The sequence below is a fragment of the Saccharothrix violaceirubra genome (assembly GCF_014203755.1).
Taxonomy (GTDB): Bacteria; Actinomycetota; Actinomycetes; order Mycobacteriales; family Pseudonocardiaceae; genus Actinosynnema; species Actinosynnema violaceirubrum.
Window position 1 is genome coordinate 7,228,181 of the sequence record NZ_JACHJS010000001.1, and the last position, 17,752, is coordinate 7,245,932.

Sequence of the window (17,752 nt, forward strand, 5' to 3'; positions counted from 1 at the left end):
AGATCATGCGTGACGTCAAGGTCTACCACTCCCTTTTCGGCGAGGGTCTGCGCAACGGCCAGATCAAATGGGCGGAATACGTGCAGCCGGGCCGCAACGCGGTCGACGTCGAGTGGCTCTACACGCAGGACGAGACCGGGCCGACCGGCGCGGAGGCGTACATCGCGCACTTCAAGCCCGGCTCGCACGGCGATCTGCACGAGCACCTGGGCTACGAGGTGCTGCTGATCCTGGAGGGCGAGCTGCACAACGACAACGGCGACCGCTACCCGGCGGGCACGCTGTTCGTCGAGAAGCCGGAGAGCGTGCACCAGGTGTCCAGCCCGAGCGGCTGCTTCGCGCTGGTCATCCGGGAGAAGGGCACCCGGCGCATCGAGGTGCCCGAGCCCGCCGGCCGGGCCGCCGCCTCCCGCTGACCCACCCGCCGGCCGGCACCGCCCTTGTCGCGGTGCCGGCCGGCCGCCATCATGTAACGCCTTGAACCCATTACACCGGGAGGGACGATGTCCCAGACGCTCGCGCATCCGACCACCGCCGACGTGGTCGTCGGTCGAACGGGCAAACGCCACTCCGCCAACTACCGCTGGGGCATCCTGGGCATCGGGGTCTTCGCCCAGGCCGCCTTCAGCGCCACCTTCCAGGGCATCCCCACCTCCGGCTCGATCCTCGCCGCCGCGTACGGCTACTCGTACTCCCAGCTCGGCCTGGTCCTGGCCGCCGTCACCGCGGGCATCTTCCTGACCGAGGTGTTCTGGGGCGTGCTGTCCGACCGGATCGGCGAACGCATCGTGCTGATGGTCGGCCTCGGCGGCACCACGCTCTCCCTCGCCGCCGTCACGGTGTTCCTGGTCCCGACCGCGAGCGCGGCACCGGCCGCGTGGGCCTTGGCCGTCGTGCTCTTCCTGTCCGGCGCGCTCGGCGGCTGCGTCAACGGCGCGTCCGGCCGCGCGGTCATGGGCTGGTTCCCGGCCAACCGGCGCGGGTTCGCCATCAGCCTGCGGGTCGCGGCCGTGCCGCTCGGCGGCGCGCTGGGCGCGGCGATCATGCCCCCGCTCGCGGTGAACGTCGGCTTCCGCTGGGTGTTCGCGTTCCTGACGATCTTCATGGCCGCCGCGACCGTCGCCGTCGTCTTATGGCTGGACGAGCCGCCGTTGGCCCGCACCAAGGCGTCCGACGGCGTGGCCGCCACGACGACCCGCAGCCCGCTCGTGCGGTGGGACATCTGGCGCGTCGCGCTCGTCGCGTTCCTGCTCGACCTGCCCCAGTTCACCGTACTGACGTTCGGGTCGGTGTTCCTGTCCCAGGTCATGGGTCTGGACCTGGGCGGCGTGGTGATCGCGATCGTGGTCGTGCAGGTGCTCGGCGGCGTGTCGCGCGTGGTCAGCGGGCGGTGGACCGACCAGGTCGGCGGCCGGCACCGGCGCACGCTCGTGCGGGTCTACAGCTGGCTGATCGCGCTGGCGTTCCTCGGCGTGGCCGCGTACCAGGTGGCGCCGACGTGGCTGGTGGTCGGCTTGTTCGTGGCGGCCGGCTTCCTGGCGTGCGGCTGGCACGGCGTGCACTACGCGGAGATCGCCACCATGGCCGGCGCGGAGCGGTCCGGCACGGCGCTCGGCCTGGAGAACACCATGGTGTTCGGCGGCGCGTTCGTGACGCCGCTGCTGATCCCGGTCGTGCTGGACCTGTCGTCGTGGCCGGTCGTGATGCTGCTGATCGGCGTCGTGCCGGCAGTAGCCTCGGCGGTGCTCATGCCCCGCGAAGCCCGACCGGGAGTGACAGCTTGACCAGACCGGGTCTCGACCTCGTCGCGACGGTGCGCAGCCGACTCGGCGGCGTGCCGTGCGACGGTGTGACCACGCCGGACACCCTCGCCGCCTGGCTGTCCGCCCAGGGCCACACCGTCGCCGAGCGGCCGGACGAGGCGCACGTCCGCGAGTTCCGGGCGTTGCGCGAGGCCGCCTACCGGCTGCTGGGTGCCGCGGTCGACGGCACGACACCGGCACGCGTCGACGTCGACCTGGTCAACCGGTGCGCCCGGCAGCCGGCACCGGCCGTCGTGCTGTCGCCGGACCTGGCCGCCGTCCGCGAACGGCCGACCGTCGCACAGGTGCTCGGCGTGCTGGCGCGCGATGTCGTCGACCTGCTCACCGGCCCCGACCGGGACCGGCTGCACCAGTGCGAGGCGGAGGTGTGCGGGTCGTACTTCGTGGACACCTCCCGTGCCGGTCGTCGTCGGTGGTGCTCCTCGGCCACCTGCGGCAACCGGGTCCGGGTCGCGGCGCACCGGAGCCGCGCGTGATCTACCTGCACAGCACGGCCGCCTGGCGCGTCGACGCGCTCGTCGGCGTCGGCCTGGCCGCGTCCAGCTCCCTGACCAGGGACGAGACCGACGTCGACCTGTTCACCGATCCCCGGGTCGTCGAGGTGCGGGTGTCCGACCTGGTGCTCGACCTGGCCGCCAGCGTGCACGGCGTCGACCCCTCGGGCGCCGTGCACCTGGCCACCGCGCTCCTGCTCGGCCCGTCCGTGACCGGGTTCGCCTGCGCCGACCACCACCTGCGCGCCGCCGCGCGGGCGAACGGCCTCCGCGCCATCGGAATTCCGCACTTGTCACTGGTTTTCGAATCCCGGCAGACCGTCGAATGAGATTGATCCGGACGGCCTACCGGGTGGCCGCCGGACGTGGATACCATCGGGTACCGGACACGAATTCACAGATTCCTGGGGGAATGGCTGTGGACGTCAGGCAATTGGTCGCCTTCCGTGCGGTCGCGGAAACCCGGAGCATCACGCGGGCCGCGACGGCGCTGGGTTATTCGCAATCCGCCGTCACCGCGCAGATCAAGAACCTCGAATCGGTCGTGCGCGCGAGGTTGTTCGAACGCCGGCGTGACGGCGTTCGACTCACGTCGAGCGGCGAACGCTTTCTGCCCTACGTGACACGGCTCCTGCGCCTGACCGAGGAGGCCCGGTCCGCGGTCGCACCCGAGGCCGAACCGCGCGGCACGCTCACCATCGGCGCGAGCGAGGCCATCACCACCTACCGGCTGCCGGACGTGGTGTGGCGGTTCCACGCCCGGCACCCCGACGTCCGGCTGGCGCTGCACACGTTCCACGAGGGCCCGCAGTCGCTGGTCACGGCGCTGGAGCGGGGCGAGATCGACGTCGCCCTGCTGCACTCGACCGGGCCGGTCGGCCCGGCGTCGCGGCGGCTGGCCGTCGAGGAGCTGGTGCTCGTGGCCGCGCCCACGCACTCGCTCGTCGGGCGGGACGTGGTGACGGTCGACGACCTGCGCGAGCAGTCGACGCTGATCGTGCAGTCCGCGTGCGTGTACGACGCGGTGATGCGCGCCGAACTCGGCCACCGGCCCGTGCCGCCGCTGGAGTACGGGACGATCGAGGGCGCGAAGATCGCGGCGGTGGCCGGGCACGGCGTGGCGCTGCTGCCGCGCGTGTGCGTGCGGTCGACGCTCGACGAGGGGCGGCTGGTGGCGTTGCCGTGGATGCCGGTGACGACCGTGGCGGGCTACCTGGTGTGGGACGACGCCCAGTGCGACCCGGCGACCCTGGCCGCGTTGGACGCCGTGCTCACCCGCGCGGTCGCGGACTGGGAACGTCCACGCGCCACCGCCGCGTGAGTCCACTGTGGACGTTCAGTCGAGCAGTGTCCAGGCGGCCGTGCACCGGACCGCGACGGTGATCTCCTGCGCGGTCAGGTTGAGCTGGTCGACCTGCGGCGTGCCAGGCGAGCCGCCGTAGCCCGCGAACGCGACACGCTCGTTGCCCCACGTCTCGGCATCGCCGTCGGTGAGCTTCTGGAGCGCGCCGAGACGGGCGCCGAGCGCGTCGGCGTAGCCCGCTGCCCGGCGGCGGGCGTCGGCGACGGCCTCGCGCTGGGCCTCGCGGACCGCGTCGGCGTCGTCGCGCAACTGCCAGTTCGGACCGTTGAGCCATGCGGGTTCCGCGGCGACGAGCGCGCCGAGCAGTTCGTCGAGCAGGGCCAGGTCGTCCACACGCAACAGGTACTGCTGCATGGCCCGCGCGCCGGAGCGGCGGTTGCGGTGCCAGTTGGTGTGCACGTCGAGACGACGCGAACGCACGTCGACGCTGGTGCGCGCGAGCAGCGCCTCGACCTCGGCGACCCGCCGGGTGAGCGCGTCGACCGCCTCGGCGCGGCTCGACCCGGTCGTCTCGAAGCTCACCGTCACCTCGGCGCGGTCGGCCGTGCGCTCGACCTTGCCGACGCCCTTCGTCACCACGTCCGCCATGGCCGCCAGACAACCCGTTCGAGACAGGCTTGGCAACTATCACTCTGTCTAGCTCTGGCACTAGATAGCTGTATGCGGTGTCATTATTGGTCGTGCGCTAGAGACCCGGATACGGTCCGATGCCATGGACCCGGTGCGCAACCCGTTCGCCCCCGGAGCCGGTCAACGGCCCCCTGAGCTGGCCGGACGCGACAAGGAGCTGGCCGCGTTCGAGGTCGTGCTGGAACGGGTCGCGCGCGGACGACCCGAGCGCGGCCTCGTGCTGACCGGCCTGCGCGGCGTCGGCAAGACCGTGCTGCTGGGCGAACTGCGGTCGATGGCGGTCAAGCGCGGGTGGGGCGCCGGCAAGGTCGAGGCCCGACCGGACGCCGGGCTGCGCCGCCCGTTGTCGGCCGCGCTGCACCGGGCCGTGCGCGATCTCGCGGTGCGCCACCGCGCGCCCGAACGGGTCGAGGCGGTGCTGGGCGTGCTGAAGGCGTTCGCACTGCGGTCCAACCCCGCGGACGCCAAGCTGCGCGACCGGTGGCAGCCGGGCATCGACGTGCCGGCCGCGGTCGGGCGGGCGGACTCCGGCGACATCGAGATCGACCTGGTGGAGCTGTTCACCGACGTCGCCGAGCTGGCGCAGGACGTGGGCACGGGCGTGGCGCTGCTCATCGACGAGATGCAGGACGTGCGGCCGGACGACGTGTCGGCGCTGTGCGCGGCGTGCCACGAGCTGTCCCAGTCCGGTGCGCCTTTGGTCGTGGTCGGTGCGGGGCTGCCGCACCTGCCGGCCGTGCTGTCGGCGGCCAAGTCGTACTCCGAGCGGTTGTTCCGGTACGTGCGGATCGACCGGCTGTCCCGTGAGGACGCGGACCGCGCGGTGCTCGCGCCCGTCGCGCGTGAGGACGCGGGGATCGACGTGGAGGCGCTCGACGCGCTGTTCGACGCGTCCGGCGGCTACCCGTACTTCATCCAGGCGTACGGGAAGGCGGCGTGGGACGCGGCGCCGTCCGACCCGATCACGGCGGTGGACGTGGCCGTGGCGGCACCCGAGGCGGACGCCGAGCTGGCCGTGGGGTTCTTCGGGTCGAGGTACGAGCGGGCGACACCCGCCGAGCGCGAGTACCTGCGGGCCATGGCCGGGACCGGGGACGGGCGGGACGCGGGCGTGCCGACGTCCGCCGTCGCGGAACACCTGGGGCGCAAGCCTTCGTCGTTGTCGCCGGCGCGGGACAGCCTGATCAAGAAGGGGCTCGTGTACTCGGCCGAGCGCGGGCTGATCGCGTTCACCGTGCCGCACTTCGGACGGTTCCTGCTCGCTCACGGCGAGTGACACTGTCAACTGTGACAGACAGATGAATCGACGGTGTCGTCCAGGTCACTGCCGATGAATCGCCGGTTTGTGCGCCACCTCACCGGATAAACGGGTGCGCGTGCGGGGGTCTCGGGTGCATACTTGAGGCACACCACCCGAGGAAACGCCGAGAGGGATGAGATCGCGATGAACATCGCTGCGAAGCTCCGCGCCCGCCGTGTCGACGCTCGCAACCGCAAGGCCGTCGCACGTGCGCTCGAGCAGGCGCCGACCCCGGCCATGCGCCACGAACTGATGGCCATCGCCCAGGCTCAGGTGACCACCCTCCGCTGAACCGTCAGGCGCGCGTGGCGACAACCCGCATCGACACCGGGTACACGCCCCGTCGTCCCGCGCGCCGGGTCAAGGAGTGGGGATACGACGAGGCCCCTGCCGCACCTCCCGCGCGGCAGGGGCCTCGTTCCATCTCTTTCAGTGCCCGATGGGTGCTGTAACAGTCCCCGAACGTGTCTCGATGACACTCATGACCCCGCGATGCTGTCGGACCCCCGACCTGGCAGCACCGCGGGGTTTCCCATCGGTCAAGCCGTCGGCGAGCCGGTCCACGTGTCGTTGGACGGCGTTCTGCGCGCACGACTGTTCATCACTTACCCCCTGAGATGTGCTTGTCCCCCATGGACCACTCCATGGTGCCACCGGGGTACGACACTTCGGCTTGAGAGCATGGTCCGATGGGCTCAGCGATCGTCGTCGTGGACGCCGCGAATGTCGTGGGTTCGGTGCCCGATGGCTGGTGGAAGGACAGGTGGGGTGCGACCGAGCGCCTCCGGGATTCACTGATTCCGCTCGTGGCGAACGGTCTACCCGGCTTCGCGTCCGGACCGCTCGAAGTGGTGCTGGTGGTCGAAGGACGCGTCCGCGATCTGCCGTCGGTGCCCGGAGTCCGAGTGGTCGGTGCCCCGGGATCGGGCGACGACACGATCGTCTCGGTCGTCCGGGACCTTCGGGGAAGGCGTTGTGCCGTCGTCACGGCGGACCGCGAGTTGCGCCGCCGCGTGACCGGGTTGGGCGCCGAAGTGCTCGGTCCGCATTCCGTGCGAGGCTGAAACCCATGAGCTTCACCGCCCACTGGCACGTCTACCGCCCGGACGAACTCCCCGCCGAGGAGACGCTGGTGGTCGAAACCCCGGCGGACGTCGACCACCTCGTGGCCCGCCTGTCCGATCCGGACTCCTCACCCGCCATGGTCTTCCACTCGGCCCGGCCGGAGATCGTGTCGGAGTGGAGCGGCGAGACCGTGGACGACCACCTGCTGTGGGCGTTGGTGCACAAAGGTTTCGGGTACCTGGACTTCCACAGCCCGGAGCACGTGTCGTGTGCCCTCGTCGGCGACCCGGCGTCGGAGGGCTACCACTACGACTACGTCGACTACGACCCTGGCAGCGGTGTCGCCTTGGACCTGTTCACGCGGGCGTTGAAGGAATTCCTCCGCACAGCGGAACGTCCTACGTGTGCGGAGTGGCGGGACACGGACTGACCACCGCTCATACGACGAGCCGCCGACACTCGTCGGCGAACTTCCCGCAACGGTGACCGTCGTTGCCCAGGATGTCGAGCAACTCCCCGACGCACCCCGGCGGCCGGCGGTAGCGCGACACCTGGGTCCGCAGTGCCCGGTGCACGGTGTGGGGCGAGAGGTCCAACTGATCGAGCAGGAACCCGTCCTGGTGGACGATCTCGATGTCGTAAGGCTGGACGGACGACGCGGGGAAGTCCTTGAGGTTCTCGGTCACCAGGACCTCCGCCCCGCCTCGGATCGCGGCAGCGAGGACGTGGCGGTCTTTCGGGTCGTTCGTCATCACGTCGATCAGATCGGCGTAGCCGGTGACCTCCGCCTCCGGGAACGTGCTTCCCATCTGTTCACGGAGATGGTGGACCTGTTGTGCGGTCGCGCCGCGCTTGCGCAAGTTGCGATCGAGTTCCTCCATGACGTCCGTCGACCACAACGGTCTGTAGAGGCCCTGCTCGGCGATGCTCAGGATCGTGTCGCGCAAGTACGGCTTGAACAGCACGCAGGTGTCGGAGAACGCTGGGAACAAAGCTCACCCGTCGACCGGCAGTCGCTCGACCGGTTCGTCGAGCGGGAGGTCGTAGAGTCCACCTTCTTCCCCGTCCCGCACCATTTGGTCCAGACCGGCGGAACGGGCCCGGCGCATGCGCTCCTGGTGGGCGAGCAGATCCGCGAGCTTGACCCGGCGGTGGCGGTTGGGCTTGTCGTATGGGATTTCGCCGGCTTCGAGCATGCGCACCAGCGTCGGGCGGGACACTCCTAGGAGGTTCGCCGCCTCGCTGGTCGTAAGCACGGTGTGCTGGGGCGCGACCGTGATCGCGAGTCCCTGGGACAGGGCGGTCACCACGTCCCGCAGTACCTCGAAGACCTCGACGGGAAGCGGCAACCGGCTTCCGTCGGGGCCGATGAGCACCGCAGTCTCCCCGGTCGACCGCGAAAGGGCCGCCACCCACGCCGAGAGGCTCTCCGGGCTCTCGGGGGGAAGCACTGTTCGCTCTTCGACTGTGGTCATACCTGCAAGTCTAACTTAAAACGAACAAAACGAAACCGGCGGAAACGGCATCGACCACCGTCGGTCGCCCACATGGTGGACAGCGGAACGCCCGCCCCTTGACCCGGTGTTCAATCCGTGCGTGACGACCCCACGCCGCCGAGCCCGTGTCCGCGCCCCCGAACTGGTGGGCCGCGGCTGGCTCAACACCGGCGACCAGCAGCTCCGTCTCGCCGACCTGCGCGGCAAGGTCGTGCTCTTGGATTTCTGGACCTTCTGCTGCATCAACTGCCTGCACGTCCTGGACGAACTCCGCCCTCTGGAGGCCGAGTTCGCGGACGTCCTGGTCACGGTCGGCGTCCACTCGCCCAAGTTCGTCCACGAAGCCGACCCCGACGCGCTCAAGGCCGCGGTCGAGCGGTACGGCGTCCACCACCCCGTGCTGGACGACCCGGACCTGACCACGTGGACCAACTACGCCGTGAAGGCATGGCCGACGCTCGTCCTCGTCGACCCCGAGGGGTACGTCGTGCACGTCGCCTCCGGCGAAGGGCACCACGACGCCCTGCGCCAGGTGATCACCGAGCTGATCGCCGAGCACGAAGCCAAAGGCACGGTGCACCGCGGCGACGGCCCGTACGTCGCCCCCGTCGACGAGCACACCGAGCTGCGCTTTCCGGCCAAGGCGGTGCGCGCCGGCGACACCCTGCTGGTCAGCGATTCCGCGCACCACGCCGTGGTCGAACTCGACCTCGACGGCGAGACCGTCCTGCGCCGCTTCGGCACGGGCGCGCGTGGCCGCACCGACGGCACCGCGCCGACCTTCTCCGAACCCGCCGGCCTCGCGCTGCTGCCCGACGACGTCGCCCGCCGCGTCGGCTACCACGTCGTCGTCGCGGACACCGTCAACCACCTCCTGCGCGGCCTGAACCTCGACACCGGCGAGGTCAGCACCGTCGCCGGCACCGGCGAGCAGTGGCGCGACGGCGAGACCGACGGCCCGGCCGACAAGATCCCGCTCACCAGCCCGTGGGACGTCGCGTGGTGGGAACCGGCCGGCGGCGTGGCCATCGCGCTCGCGGGCAACCACACGCTCGGCCTCTTCAAGCCCGAGGACCACCGCCTCGAACGGCTCGCGGGCACCACTGTGGAGGGTCTGCACGACGGCCCCGCGCTCGACTCGTTCTTCGCGCAGACGTCCGGTCTCGCGGCCGACGGCGACCGGCTGTGGCTGGTCGACTCCGAGACGTCCGCGCTGCGGTGGCTCGACGCCGACCGGACCGTCCACACCGCCGTCGGCAAGGGCCTGTTCCACTTCGGACACCACGACGGCCCGGCCGACGAGGCGTTGTTCCAGCACCCGCTCGGCGTGACCGTCCTGCCCGACCACACCGTCGCGGTCTCCGACACCTACAACGGCGCGATCCGCCGCTACGACCCGGAAACCGGCGAGGTGTCGACGCTCGCCACCGACATCGCCGAACCGTCGGACGCGGTCGTGGTCGACGGCGAACTCGTCGTCGTGGCCAGCGCCGCGCACCGGCTCGAACGCCCGGTGGCACCCGGCGCGCGACTGGTCAGCGGCCGGGCACACGAGGTCCGCCGCCCGCCGTCGGAGATCGCGCCCGGCGAGTTCGAGCTCGTCGTCGTGTTCACGCCGCCCACCGGGCAGAAGCTCGACGACCGCTACGGGCCGTCGACCCGGCTGGAGATCACGAGTTCGCCGCCCGGTCTGATCGTCGAGGGCGCGGGCGTCGGCACGGACCTGGTCCGCACGCTGCGGATCGCGGACGGTGTCACGGAAGGCGTGCTGCACGTCGTCGCGCAGGCCGCGAGTTGCACCGACGACCCGGCCGTCGAACACCCCGTGTGCAAGCTGACCAGGCAGGACTGGGGCGTGCCCGTGATCGTGCGGTCCGCCGCCCCGCACCGGCTGCCCCTGATGATGGGCGGGCTCGACGAGGGCTGACCGCCGGTGCACGTAGACTCCGCGAGTGCCCGATGTCAAGCTTGAGATCCAGATGCTGCACGACCGGATCATGGTGCGGATCTCGCCGGAGGACGGCGAACGTCGCAGCAGCGGCGGCATCGTGATCCCGGCGACCGCGCAGATGGCTCGGCGGCTGGCATGGGGCGACGTCCACGGCGTCGGCACCAGTGTGCGCCACGTCAAGGTGGGCGACCGTGTCCTCTTCAACCCCGAGGACCAGTTCGAGGTCGAGGTCCAGGGCCAGACCTACCTGGTGATGCGGGAGCGTGACGTGCACGCGACCGCGACGGAGAGAACGGATCACGGGACCGGGCTGTACCTGTAGTGCCGTGACCTGCGCGTGACGGCGGTCGGGTAAGCAGTCCCAGCACCTTGCGGAGAGGCCAGGAGGGGAAGCGGTGCCGGAGAACCAGCGACCGGAGTCCGACGCGGAGCGGACCACGGCCATGCGGCCGGTCCGCGCGTCGGAAACCGCTTCCGAGCGCACGACCGTGATAGCCGCGTCGGCGATCCAGGCCCAGGACGCGGTCTGGCCCGACGAGGAGCCGGACGCCGAACCCGAAGCGCCACAAGGGGTCGACGCGACTGTCCGGAACATGGCGCCTTCGGGCGTCACCCGAGCTTTGTCCGGTTCGTCCCCCGCAGAAGAGACGCAGATCACGTCGCCCGTCGTGCCCGCGTCGGAGGACGCCACGACGACCGTGTCCCTGGGCTCCGGCGACGCCGAGGCGACCACGTTCACGACGCCGGTCCGGCCCGCCGCCGACGGGATCCGGCAGCCCGTCCCCGAGGACGAGCCGACGCGCAGCCTCACGCCGCCGGACGAGTCCACCCGCGATTTCTCGTCCTACACGGCGTCCGAGGAGACCACGGTCTTCGCCGCACCCGTGCTGCCCGAACCACCGGACGCCACCGTGCTCGGCCCGATCATGGTCGACGAGCGGGCGGACGCCGAGGAGCAGGCCGCCAAGCGGAAGCGCGGTCGCAAGGCGTTGCTCGTCGCCGCGGGCGTGCTCGGCGTGCTGGTCGTGCTGTGGGGCGTGGACATCCTGGTGTCCGGTGGCAACGTGCCGCGCGGCGTCACGGTCGCGGGCGTGGACATCGGCGGCCTGGGCCACGACGAGGCCGAGGCCAAGCTGCGCAGGGAACTCGGCCCGCGCCTGGAGCAGCCGGTCAAGGCCCGCGCCGGCGACGTCGAGACCCAGCTCGACCCGAAGGCCGCCGGGCTGACCCTGGACTGGGAGGCCACGCTCGAACGCGCCGGCAGCCAGCCGTTGTCCCCGGTGACCCGCGTGACGTCGTTCTTCACCTCGCGTGAGGTCGGGTTCGCGACCACGGCCGACAACGGCAAGCTGACCGCCGCGCTGGAAGGTCTGCGTCCCACCACCGACCACGACCCGGCCGAGGGCACGATCAAGTTCGAGGGCGCCAAGGCCGTCGCGGTCGACCCGCGTCAGGGCCAGAAGCTCGACGCGGCCGGTGCGACCGACAAGCTGCTCGCGGACTGGGCCGACGGCGGCACGGTCGAGCTGCCGGTGAGCACCACGCCGGTGAAGACGACGAAAGAAGGCGTGGCGCAGACCCTCAAGGAGGTCGCCGAGCCCGCCGTCGCGTCGCCCGTCGTGATCAAGGGCGAGGGCAAGGACGCGACGCTCAAGCCCGAGCAGCTCGGCGCCGTGCTGGTGTTCGAGCCGGGCGAGAACGGCGCGCTGAACGCCAAGGTGGACAACAACAAGGTCGTCGAGGCCGCCGGTCCGCAGCTCAAGGAGACCGAGAAGGAGGGCAAGGACGCCCAGATCGTCTTCGAGGGCGGCCGACCCGTGGTCAAGGAGTCGGTGGACGGCCGCGGCGTCGACTGGGACAAGTCGTTGGCGACCTTCATCGACGTGCTCAAGAGCGCGGACAAGCGCGAGGTCAAGGCCGAGTACAAGCACACGCCCGCCAAGGTGACCACCGAGCAGGCCAACAAGATGGGCATCAAGGAGGTCATCGGCGAGTTCAGCACCGGTGGCTTCGCGGGCGACTCGGGCACGAACATCCGCGTGGTGGCCGAGAAGGTCAACGGCGCGATCGTGAAGCCGGGCGAGACGTTCTCGCTCAACGCGTACACGGGTCCGCGCGGCGTCGGCCAGGGCTACGTCGAGGCGGGCATCATCAACGACGGCATTCCTGGCCGCGCGGTCGGCGGCGGCATCTCGCAGTTCGCCACGACGCTGTACAACGCCGGGTACTACGCGGGCATGAAGGACGCGGGCCACACCGAGCACAGCTACTGGATCTCCCGGTACCCGGCGGGCCGCGAGGCCACGGTGTTCATGGACACCGCGGGCAACTCGATCATCGACATCGCGTTCACCAACCCGGACCAGACCGGCGTCGCGATCCAGACGATCTGGACCCCGTCGTCGATCAAGATCGTGCTGTGGGGCACCAAGAACTACGACGTCACCGGTTCGACGAGCGGCCACTTCAACGTGACCACGCCGACCGAGCGCAAGGTGACGACCAAGCCGTGCTCGCCCAGCAACGGTGCCGAGGGCTTCTCGGTGACCGACACGCGCACGGTCACCGACCGGCGCACGGGCCAGAGCCGCTCGGAGAGCCGCACGGTCAAGTACGACGCCCAGTTCAAGATCGTCTGTGAGGCCCCGCCGGCGCCGTCGGGAGGTTGACCGACGCCACGACCGGGTATCACCCGGTTGTGGCTACCGCAGGTGAGGTGCGCAGACACCCGACGATCCAGGTGCTCGGCCGGGCGGGAATGGTGTGCTACGGGGTCGTGCACGTCCTGTTGGCCGTACTGACGGCGCAGGTCGTGTTCGGCGACGCGGGGGAGCAGACGGACCAGAAGGGCGCCGTGGCCCTGGTCGCCCAGACCCCCTTCGGACCCGTGCTGCTGTGGGTGCTCGCGATCGGGCTGTTCGCGTTCGCCGTGTGGCAGGCCGGCCTCGCGGTGTCCGGCTACACGTGGGTGCCGGACGAGAAGAAGCGGTGGCTGCGCCGCATCGGCGCGGGTACCCGCGCCGTGACGGGTGTGGCGATCGGCATCGCCGCGATCACCTACGCGGTGGGCAGTTCGTCGTCCTCGTCGGACGAGCAGCAGCAGACCCTGACCGGGCGCCTGCTCGAACTCCCCGCCGGGCCGTTCCTGGTCGGCGCCGTCGGCCTGGCCGTGATCGGCATCGGGTTCGCCGTGGCGCGCAAGGGCGTGAAGAAGAAGTTCGAGGACGACCTCGACATGGGCGAACTGCCCATCGGTGCCCGCCGCTGGGTCGAGCGCTCGGGTCAGGTGGGCTGGGTGGGCAAGGGCATCGCATACGGGGTCATCGGCGTCCTGGTCGGCCTGGCCGCCGTCACCCACGACCCGAGCCAGTCCGGTGGCATGGACAAGGCCCTTCACACGTTGGCCGCGCAGCCTTACGGCGTCTTCGTCCTGGCTGTCGTCGCGTTGGGCTTCCTCGGCTTCGCCGTCTTCTCGTTCGCCGCCGCCAAGGCCCACCACTCCTGACCCGCGCGAGTCCTCCACTCAGGCACCCCGAAATACGCACTCAGGCACCCTCGATCAGGTGATCACCTCGCGAGTTGTGCACTCGGACACCGCGAGTTGTGCACTCGGACACCGCGAGTTGTGCGTTCACGCATCGAGCCCGGCCCCACACGGGGACCGGGCTCGACGTCGTCCGACTCAGAACGCGGCTTCGTCCACGTCCATCAACGAGTTGTCGGTGGTCTCCGCGACCTTCCGACGCGCGGTCAGCTCGGGCAGCACGTTCTTCGCGAAGAAGCCCGCCACGGCGACCTTGCCCTCGTAGAACGCCTTGTCCCGCGCCGACACCGTGCCGCCGAGCTTGGCCGCCGCCACCTCGGCCTGACGCAGCAGCAGCCACCCGACCAGCACGTCACCGGCCGTCAGCAGCAACCGCACGGTGTTCTGGCCGACCTTGTACAGGTTGCGCACGTCCTCCTGTGACGACGTCAGGAAGCCGACCATCGCGCCGAGCATGCCCTGGAGGTCCTGCAACGCCTGGCCCAGCAGCTTCCGCGCGTCGGCCAGCCGTTCGTCGCCCGGTGCGTCGAGGAACTTCTGGATCTCGTTGTTGAGGAAGCCGAGTGCCTGGCCCTTGTCGCGGATGATCTTCCGGAAGAAGAAGTCCAGCGACTGGATCGCGGTCGTGCCCTCGTACAGGGAGTCGATCTTGGAATCCCGGATGTACTGCTCGATCGGGTAGTCCTGGAGGAAGCCCGAGCCGCCGAGCGTCTGCAACGACTGCGCGAGCTGCTCGTAAGCCCGCTCCGACCCGACGCCCTTCACGACCGGCAGCAGCAGGTCGTTGACCTTCTCGGCCAGCTCGCGGCCCTCGCCGCCCAGGGCGATCTTGTCCTGGAACGTCGCCGTGTACAGGTACACGGCACGCAGGCCCTCGGCGTACGCCTTCTGCAACATCAGGCTGCGCCGCACGTCGGGGTGGTGGGTGATCGGCACGCGCGGCGCGGTCTTGTCCGTCATGCGGGTCAGGTCGGCGCTCTGCACGCGTTCCTTGGCGTACGCCAACGCGTTCAGGTACCCGGTGGACAGCGTGCCGATGGCCTTGGTGCCGACCATCATCCGGGCGTACTCGATGACCTGGAACATCTGCGCGATGCCGTCGTGCACGTCGCCGAGCAGCCAGCCCTTGGCCGGGACGCCGTGCTGGCCGAACGTCAACTCGCACGTCGTCGAGACCTTCAGGCCCATCTTGTGCTCGACGTTGGTCACGAACGCGCCGTTGCGCTCGCCCGTCGACTCGCCGGTCTGCCCGTCGAAGTGCCACTTCGGCACGAGGAACAGCGACAGGCCCTTGGTACCGGGCCGGGACTCGATGCCGGGACCCTCGGGGCGGGCCAGCACGAGGTGCATGATGTTCTCGGTCAGGTCCTGGTCGCCGGACGTGATGAACCGCTTCACGCCGTCGAGGTGCCACGAGCCGTCGTCCTGGAGAACGGCCTTCGTGCGGCCGGCGCCGACGTCGGAACCGGCGTCGGGCTCGGTGAGGACCATGGTGGCGCCCCAGCCGCGTTCGACCATCAGCTCGGCCCACCGCTGCTGCGCCGCGGTGCCGTTGCGCCGGATCACCGTCGCGAAGTTGGGGCCGGCCAGGTACATGTACACGGCGGGGTTGGCGCCGAGGATCAGCTCGGACGCGGCCCACTGGACCGTGGGCGGGATGCCGAAGCCGCCGAGCTCCTCGGGCAGGGACAGCCGGTACCACTCGCCGTCCCAGATCGCCTGGTAGGACTTCTTGAACGACTCGGGCAGCGTCACCGAGTGGGTGGCGGGGTCGAAGATCGGGGGGTGGCGGTCGGCGTCGACGAACGAGTCGGCCAACGGGCCGGTCGCGAGATTGTCCAACTCGGCGAGCACGCCGCGGGCGGTGTCCTCGTCCGCCTGTTCGAACGGGCCCGTGCCGAGGTGGTCCTGCACGTTGAAGACCTCGAAGAGGTTGAATTCGAGGTCCCGGACGTTGCTCTTGTAGTGACCCATCTCGTTCGCTCACTCCGTCAAGGTCGGGCAGAAAGCCTACTGACCGGTAACAGCCAGGGTATTACCCTGCGGTAACAACGGCAAGGTCGAGTCACCCGGTTGTGGGGTATCAGACGGCCGAGCGAGTGAGCGTGAGCATGCGCACCCCGAGCACCACCAGCGCGAACCCCGTCAGCCGGTCGAGGGCACGACGCACGGCCGGGCGGTCCAGGAACCGGCGCACGGTGTGCACGGCCAACACCACGAGCGAGTAGTACGAGAAGCTGATCGCCATCTGCACGACCGCGAGCGTCGCCGTGTCGGCGAACGTGCCGCCGTCGGCGGGCAGGAACTGCGGGAACAACGCGAGGTAGAGCGCGGCGGCCTTCGGGTTGGTCACGTTGGCGACCACACCCGCGCGGAACGAGCCCTTGCGCTCCGCGGCGGGCTTGACCCGGCCGGCACGGCGGAAAGCCTGCACGCCCAACCAGCACAGGTAGACCGCGCCGACGACCTTGAGCACCAGGAACGCGACCTGCGACGTGCGCACGAGCACGGTCAGGCCGAGCGTCGACGCGGCGGCCCAGAACACCAGACCCACGGTGTTCCCCGCGACCGCGGCGAGCCCGGCCGAACGTCCGGCGCGCAGCGACTGGTCGATCACGACGGCGAGCGTCTGACCCGGCGACAGCGAGACGGCGAGGCACGTGAGGACGAAGGCTGCGCTGATCACGCCCTCAGATTGCCGGTCAGGAGGCCGGACTGGTAGGCCAGGGACACGGCATGGGTGCGATCCCGGGCACGCAACTTGCGCAGGATGTTCTTCACGTGGGTGCGCACGGTCTCCACGGAGACGTACAGCTCGGTCGCGACGGCCTGGTTCTCCAGCCCGTCGGCGATGAGCTGGAGGACCTCGTACTCGCGCCGCGAAAGGGAACGTCGAGTGCCCGCCTCGACCGTCGGCGTGAACCCGGCGGCGAGCGGCGCCAACGTCGGGTCGAGGTGGATGCGCTCGTGGAAGGAGCGCATGATCGCCTGGATCACCTCGACGATCTCCCCGTCACGGGGGACGAGACCGCGCACGCCCGCCGCCAACGCCGCACGCACGTACTTCGCCGTCCGGTGCGGTTCCCGCACCAGGGAGACGACGGCGAGCCGCGGGTCGGTCTCGGTGAGCAACGTGGCGAGGTGCCCCTGCGGGTCCAGCACCGAGTCGACCAGCATCACGTCCGGGTGCAGCCGCTCGTGCAGCCGGACCGCGGTGTGCAGCTGGCCCGTCGCGCCGAGCCAATGCAGACCCGGCGTGCGCCGGACCACCGCCTGAAGTCCTTCGCGGAACAACGGAACCGGGTCGACCAGCGCGATGCCGGGTCTACCGGAGTTCACCCCTGTGCCCATGTGGTGTTGAGTCACCAGCCGCTCACCCATGACGGTGATTCGGGAAAAAACTTGAACCGGTTCACCCGTGAGGCTCGTCTCCTCACGGGCGCGTCCGACCGGCGGCAGGCGCACAGTGCCCCATGACCACTTGGCGACCGGCCGACGAGCACGAGTCGACAGCCGGATGGCACCTGTGGCTGAGCTTGAGCACACCCCTCTGGCCGGGGCCGGCGTGGGACGGCACGGCCGCGTCGGCGATGGCGGGGCTGGGCACGGTGCTGTCCGCCTGCGCCCGTTTGGAGTGCACGGGGCCGTTGTCCGACCTGCTGCACTCCGCGGTGTTCGTGGGCAGCCTGCCCCATGAACTGTGGAGTACCGACCTGGAGCCGTTGGATGGCGAGCGGTTGGCGTTGCTGCACGCCGACTTGTCGGGCGTGGCCGACCACTTCTCCCACCTGCGCACCGTGCTGGCGACAGGCGGCGGCTGGGCCGAACTGGAATCCCGGTGAACGACGTCGGCCGGGTCCGCGGACCCGGCCGATGATCGAGAGCGGGTGACGGGAATCGAACCCGCCTCTACAGCTTGGGAACCCGACCTGGTTCTTCCGGTGAAGGTGACGACCTGCGTCTGAGCCGGATCATCGGTAGCCGCGAGTGGCTCTTGTCGACCACTGCTTGTCGCACACGTATCGCACGAAGCACTATGTTTCAGGTGAGCGACGGGACCCGCTCACCGGCCGACTCGATGGGACG

General features: G+C 70.2%; 20 protein-coding genes. 14 read left to right on the forward strand and 6 right to left on the reverse strand.

Annotation, left to right across the window (positions count from 1 at the left end):
* The first annotated feature begins 5 nt into the window (after positions 1–5).
* The 5 genes from F4559_RS33565 to F4559_RS33585 all read left to right on the forward strand — a co-directional run bounded on the left by F4559_RS33565 (position 6) and on the right by F4559_RS33585 (position 3,638).
* On the forward strand, positions 6–416 hold the full coding sequence (locus F4559_RS33565; RefSeq protein WP_184675078.1) for a cupin domain-containing protein: 411 nt from the start codon (positions 6–8) through the stop codon (positions 414–416).
* Between the two features lie 87 nt (positions 417–503).
* Positions 504–1,784: an MFS transporter gene (locus F4559_RS33570; RefSeq protein WP_184675079.1), complete on the forward strand. Its 1,281-nt coding sequence runs from the start codon at positions 504–506 to the stop codon at positions 1,782–1,784.
* Positions 1,781–2,299 (forward strand): CGNR zinc finger domain-containing protein, encoded by a 519-nt coding sequence (locus F4559_RS33575; RefSeq protein ID WP_184675080.1) that lies wholly within the window; start codon positions 1,781–1,783, stop codon positions 2,297–2,299. The genes F4559_RS33570 and F4559_RS33575 overlap by 4 nt, the downstream gene beginning before the upstream one ends.
* Positions 2,296–2,646 (forward strand): PIN domain-containing protein, encoded by a 351-nt coding sequence (locus F4559_RS33580; RefSeq protein ID WP_184675081.1) that lies wholly within the window; start codon positions 2,296–2,298, stop codon positions 2,644–2,646. Before F4559_RS33575 ends, F4559_RS33580 begins: the two co-directional genes overlap by 4 nt.
* A gap of 89 nt (positions 2,647–2,735) precedes the next feature.
* Entirely contained in the window at positions 2,736–3,638 is a 903-nt protein-coding gene (locus F4559_RS33585) for a LysR family transcriptional regulator (RefSeq protein ID WP_184675082.1), read from the forward strand.
* 15 nt (positions 3,639–3,653) lie between these two features.
* Here the strand turns inward: F4559_RS33585 and F4559_RS33590 are convergent, their stop codons facing one another.
* On the reverse strand, positions 3,654–4,268 hold the full coding sequence (locus F4559_RS33590) for an SIMPL domain-containing protein (RefSeq protein WP_184675083.1): 615 nt from the start codon (positions 4,266–4,268) through the stop codon (positions 3,654–3,656).
* A gap of 124 nt (positions 4,269–4,392) precedes the next feature.
* On the opposite strand from F4559_RS33590, the gene F4559_RS33595 reads away from it, so the two are divergent.
* The 4 genes from F4559_RS33595 (at position 4,393) to F4559_RS33610 (ending at position 7,105) form a co-directional block, all read left to right on the forward strand.
* Positions 4,393–5,586 (forward strand): ATP-binding protein, encoded by a 1,194-nt coding sequence (locus F4559_RS33595; protein WP_184675084.1) that lies wholly within the window; start codon positions 4,393–4,395, stop codon positions 5,584–5,586.
* A 168-nt stretch (positions 5,587–5,754) separates the two neighbouring features.
* Positions 5,755–5,901, forward strand: a complete 147-nt coding sequence (locus tag F4559_RS33600; RefSeq protein WP_221447454.1) for a hypothetical protein — start codon at positions 5,755–5,757, stop codon at positions 5,899–5,901.
* A 398-nt stretch (positions 5,902–6,299) separates the two neighbouring features.
* Positions 6,300–6,674: a PIN domain-containing protein gene (locus F4559_RS33605; protein ID WP_184675085.1), complete on the forward strand. Its 375-nt coding sequence runs from the start codon at positions 6,300–6,302 to the stop codon at positions 6,672–6,674.
* A 5-nt stretch (positions 6,675–6,679) separates the two neighbouring features.
* Entirely contained in the window at positions 6,680–7,105 is a 426-nt protein-coding gene (locus F4559_RS33610; RefSeq protein ID WP_184675086.1) for an Imm1 family immunity protein, read from the forward strand.
* Positions 7,106–7,112: 7 nt separating this feature from the next.
* On the opposite strand, the gene F4559_RS33615 is transcribed toward F4559_RS33610, so the two are convergent.
* Both F4559_RS33615 and F4559_RS33620 read right to left on the reverse strand, forming a co-directional pair.
* Positions 7,113–7,640, reverse strand: coding sequence for a VapC50 family PIN domain-containing toxin (locus F4559_RS33615; protein WP_312865953.1), 528 nt, complete (start codon positions 7,638–7,640; stop codon positions 7,113–7,115).
* A gap of 30 nt (positions 7,641–7,670) precedes the next feature.
* On the reverse strand, positions 7,671–8,150 hold the full coding sequence (locus tag F4559_RS33620) for a helix-turn-helix domain-containing protein (protein WP_184675088.1): 480 nt from the start codon (positions 8,148–8,150) through the stop codon (positions 7,671–7,673).
* A 121-nt stretch (positions 8,151–8,271) separates the two neighbouring features.
* Here F4559_RS33620 and F4559_RS33625 point away from each other — a divergent pair, with 121 nt between their 5' ends.
* The 4 genes from F4559_RS33625 to F4559_RS33640 all read left to right on the forward strand — a co-directional run bounded on the left by F4559_RS33625 (position 8,272) and on the right by F4559_RS33640 (position 13,627).
* Positions 8,272–10,098, forward strand: coding sequence for an NHL domain-containing thioredoxin family protein (locus F4559_RS33625; protein WP_312865954.1), 1,827 nt, complete (start codon positions 8,272–8,274; stop codon positions 10,096–10,098).
* 52 nt (positions 10,099–10,150) lie between these two features.
* The gene (locus F4559_RS33630) at positions 10,151–10,444 is read left to right on the forward strand and encodes a GroES family chaperonin (protein WP_184676520.1); all 294 of its coding nucleotides are present in this window, start codon (positions 10,151–10,153) and stop codon (positions 10,442–10,444) included.
* A gap of 604 nt (positions 10,445–11,048) precedes the next feature.
* The gene (locus tag F4559_RS33635; protein ID WP_246446736.1) at positions 11,049–12,791 is read left to right on the forward strand and encodes a VanW family protein; all 1,743 of its coding nucleotides are present in this window, start codon (positions 11,049–11,051) and stop codon (positions 12,789–12,791) included.
* A 47-nt stretch (positions 12,792–12,838) separates the two neighbouring features.
* Entirely contained in the window at positions 12,839–13,627 is a 789-nt protein-coding gene (locus F4559_RS33640; protein ID WP_312865955.1) for a DUF1206 domain-containing protein, read from the forward strand.
* A gap of 177 nt (positions 13,628–13,804) precedes the next feature.
* On the opposite strand, the gene F4559_RS33645 is transcribed toward F4559_RS33640, so the two are convergent.
* The 3 genes from F4559_RS33645 to F4559_RS33655 all read right to left on the reverse strand — a co-directional run bounded on the left by F4559_RS33645 (position 13,805) and on the right by F4559_RS33655 (position 17,005).
* Positions 13,805–15,640: an acyl-CoA dehydrogenase gene (locus tag F4559_RS33645; protein ID WP_184675090.1), complete on the reverse strand. Its 1,836-nt coding sequence runs from the start codon at positions 15,638–15,640 to the stop codon at positions 13,805–13,807.
* 109 nt (positions 15,641–15,749) lie between these two features.
* Positions 15,750–16,352: a LysE family translocator gene (locus tag F4559_RS33650; protein ID WP_184675091.1), complete on the reverse strand. Its 603-nt coding sequence runs from the start codon at positions 16,350–16,352 to the stop codon at positions 15,750–15,752.
* Complete coding sequence (locus F4559_RS33655; protein ID WP_312865956.1) at positions 16,349–17,005, reverse strand: LuxR C-terminal-related transcriptional regulator; 657 nt, start codon at positions 17,003–17,005, stop codon at positions 16,349–16,351. Before F4559_RS33655 ends, F4559_RS33650 begins: the two co-directional genes overlap by 4 nt.
* 134 nt (positions 17,006–17,139) lie before the next feature.
* Here F4559_RS33655 and F4559_RS33660 point away from each other — a divergent pair, with 134 nt between their 5' ends.
* The gene (locus tag F4559_RS33660; RefSeq protein WP_184675093.1) at positions 17,140–17,508 is read left to right on the forward strand and encodes a hypothetical protein; all 369 of its coding nucleotides are present in this window, start codon (positions 17,140–17,142) and stop codon (positions 17,506–17,508) included.
* Positions 17,509–17,752 lie beyond the last annotated feature (244 nt).

Bases quoted from the DNA above. Each gene is read 5' to 3' on its own strand.
- F4559_RS33595 (WP_184675084.1), top strand. From the start codon at position 4,393: ATGGACCCGGTGCGCAACCCGTTCGCCCCCGGAGCCGGTCAACGGCCC.
- F4559_RS33620 (WP_184675088.1), bottom strand. From the start codon at position 8,150: ATGACCACAGTCGAAGAGCGAACAGTGCTTCCCCCCGAGAGCCCGGAG.
- F4559_RS33570 (WP_184675079.1), top strand. From the start codon at position 504: ATGTCCCAGACGCTCGCGCATCCGACCACCGCCGACGTGGTCGTCGGT.
- F4559_RS33605 (WP_184675085.1), top strand. From the start codon at position 6,300: ATGGGCTCAGCGATCGTCGTCGTGGACGCCGCGAATGTCGTGGGTTCG.
- F4559_RS33610 (WP_184675086.1), top strand. From the start codon at position 6,680: ATGAGCTTCACCGCCCACTGGCACGTCTACCGCCCGGACGAACTCCCC.
- F4559_RS33660 (WP_184675093.1), top strand. From the start codon at position 17,140: ATGACCACTTGGCGACCGGCCGACGAGCACGAGTCGACAGCCGGATGG.
- F4559_RS33635 (WP_246446736.1), top strand. From the start codon at position 11,049: ATGGTCGACGAGCGGGCGGACGCCGAGGAGCAGGCCGCCAAGCGGAAG.
- F4559_RS33630 (WP_184676520.1), top strand. From the start codon at position 10,151: ATGCTGCACGACCGGATCATGGTGCGGATCTCGCCGGAGGACGGCGAA.
- F4559_RS33645 (WP_184675090.1), bottom strand. From the start codon at position 15,640: ATGGGTCACTACAAGAGCAACGTCCGGGACCTCGAATTCAACCTCTTC.
- F4559_RS33600 (WP_221447454.1), top strand. From the start codon at position 5,755: ATGAACATCGCTGCGAAGCTCCGCGCCCGCCGTGTCGACGCTCGCAAC.
- F4559_RS33565 (WP_184675078.1), top strand. From the start codon at position 6: ATGCGTGACGTCAAGGTCTACCACTCCCTTTTCGGCGAGGGTCTGCGC.
- F4559_RS33590 (WP_184675083.1), bottom strand. From the start codon at position 4,268: ATGGCGGACGTGGTGACGAAGGGCGTCGGCAAGGTCGAGCGCACGGCC.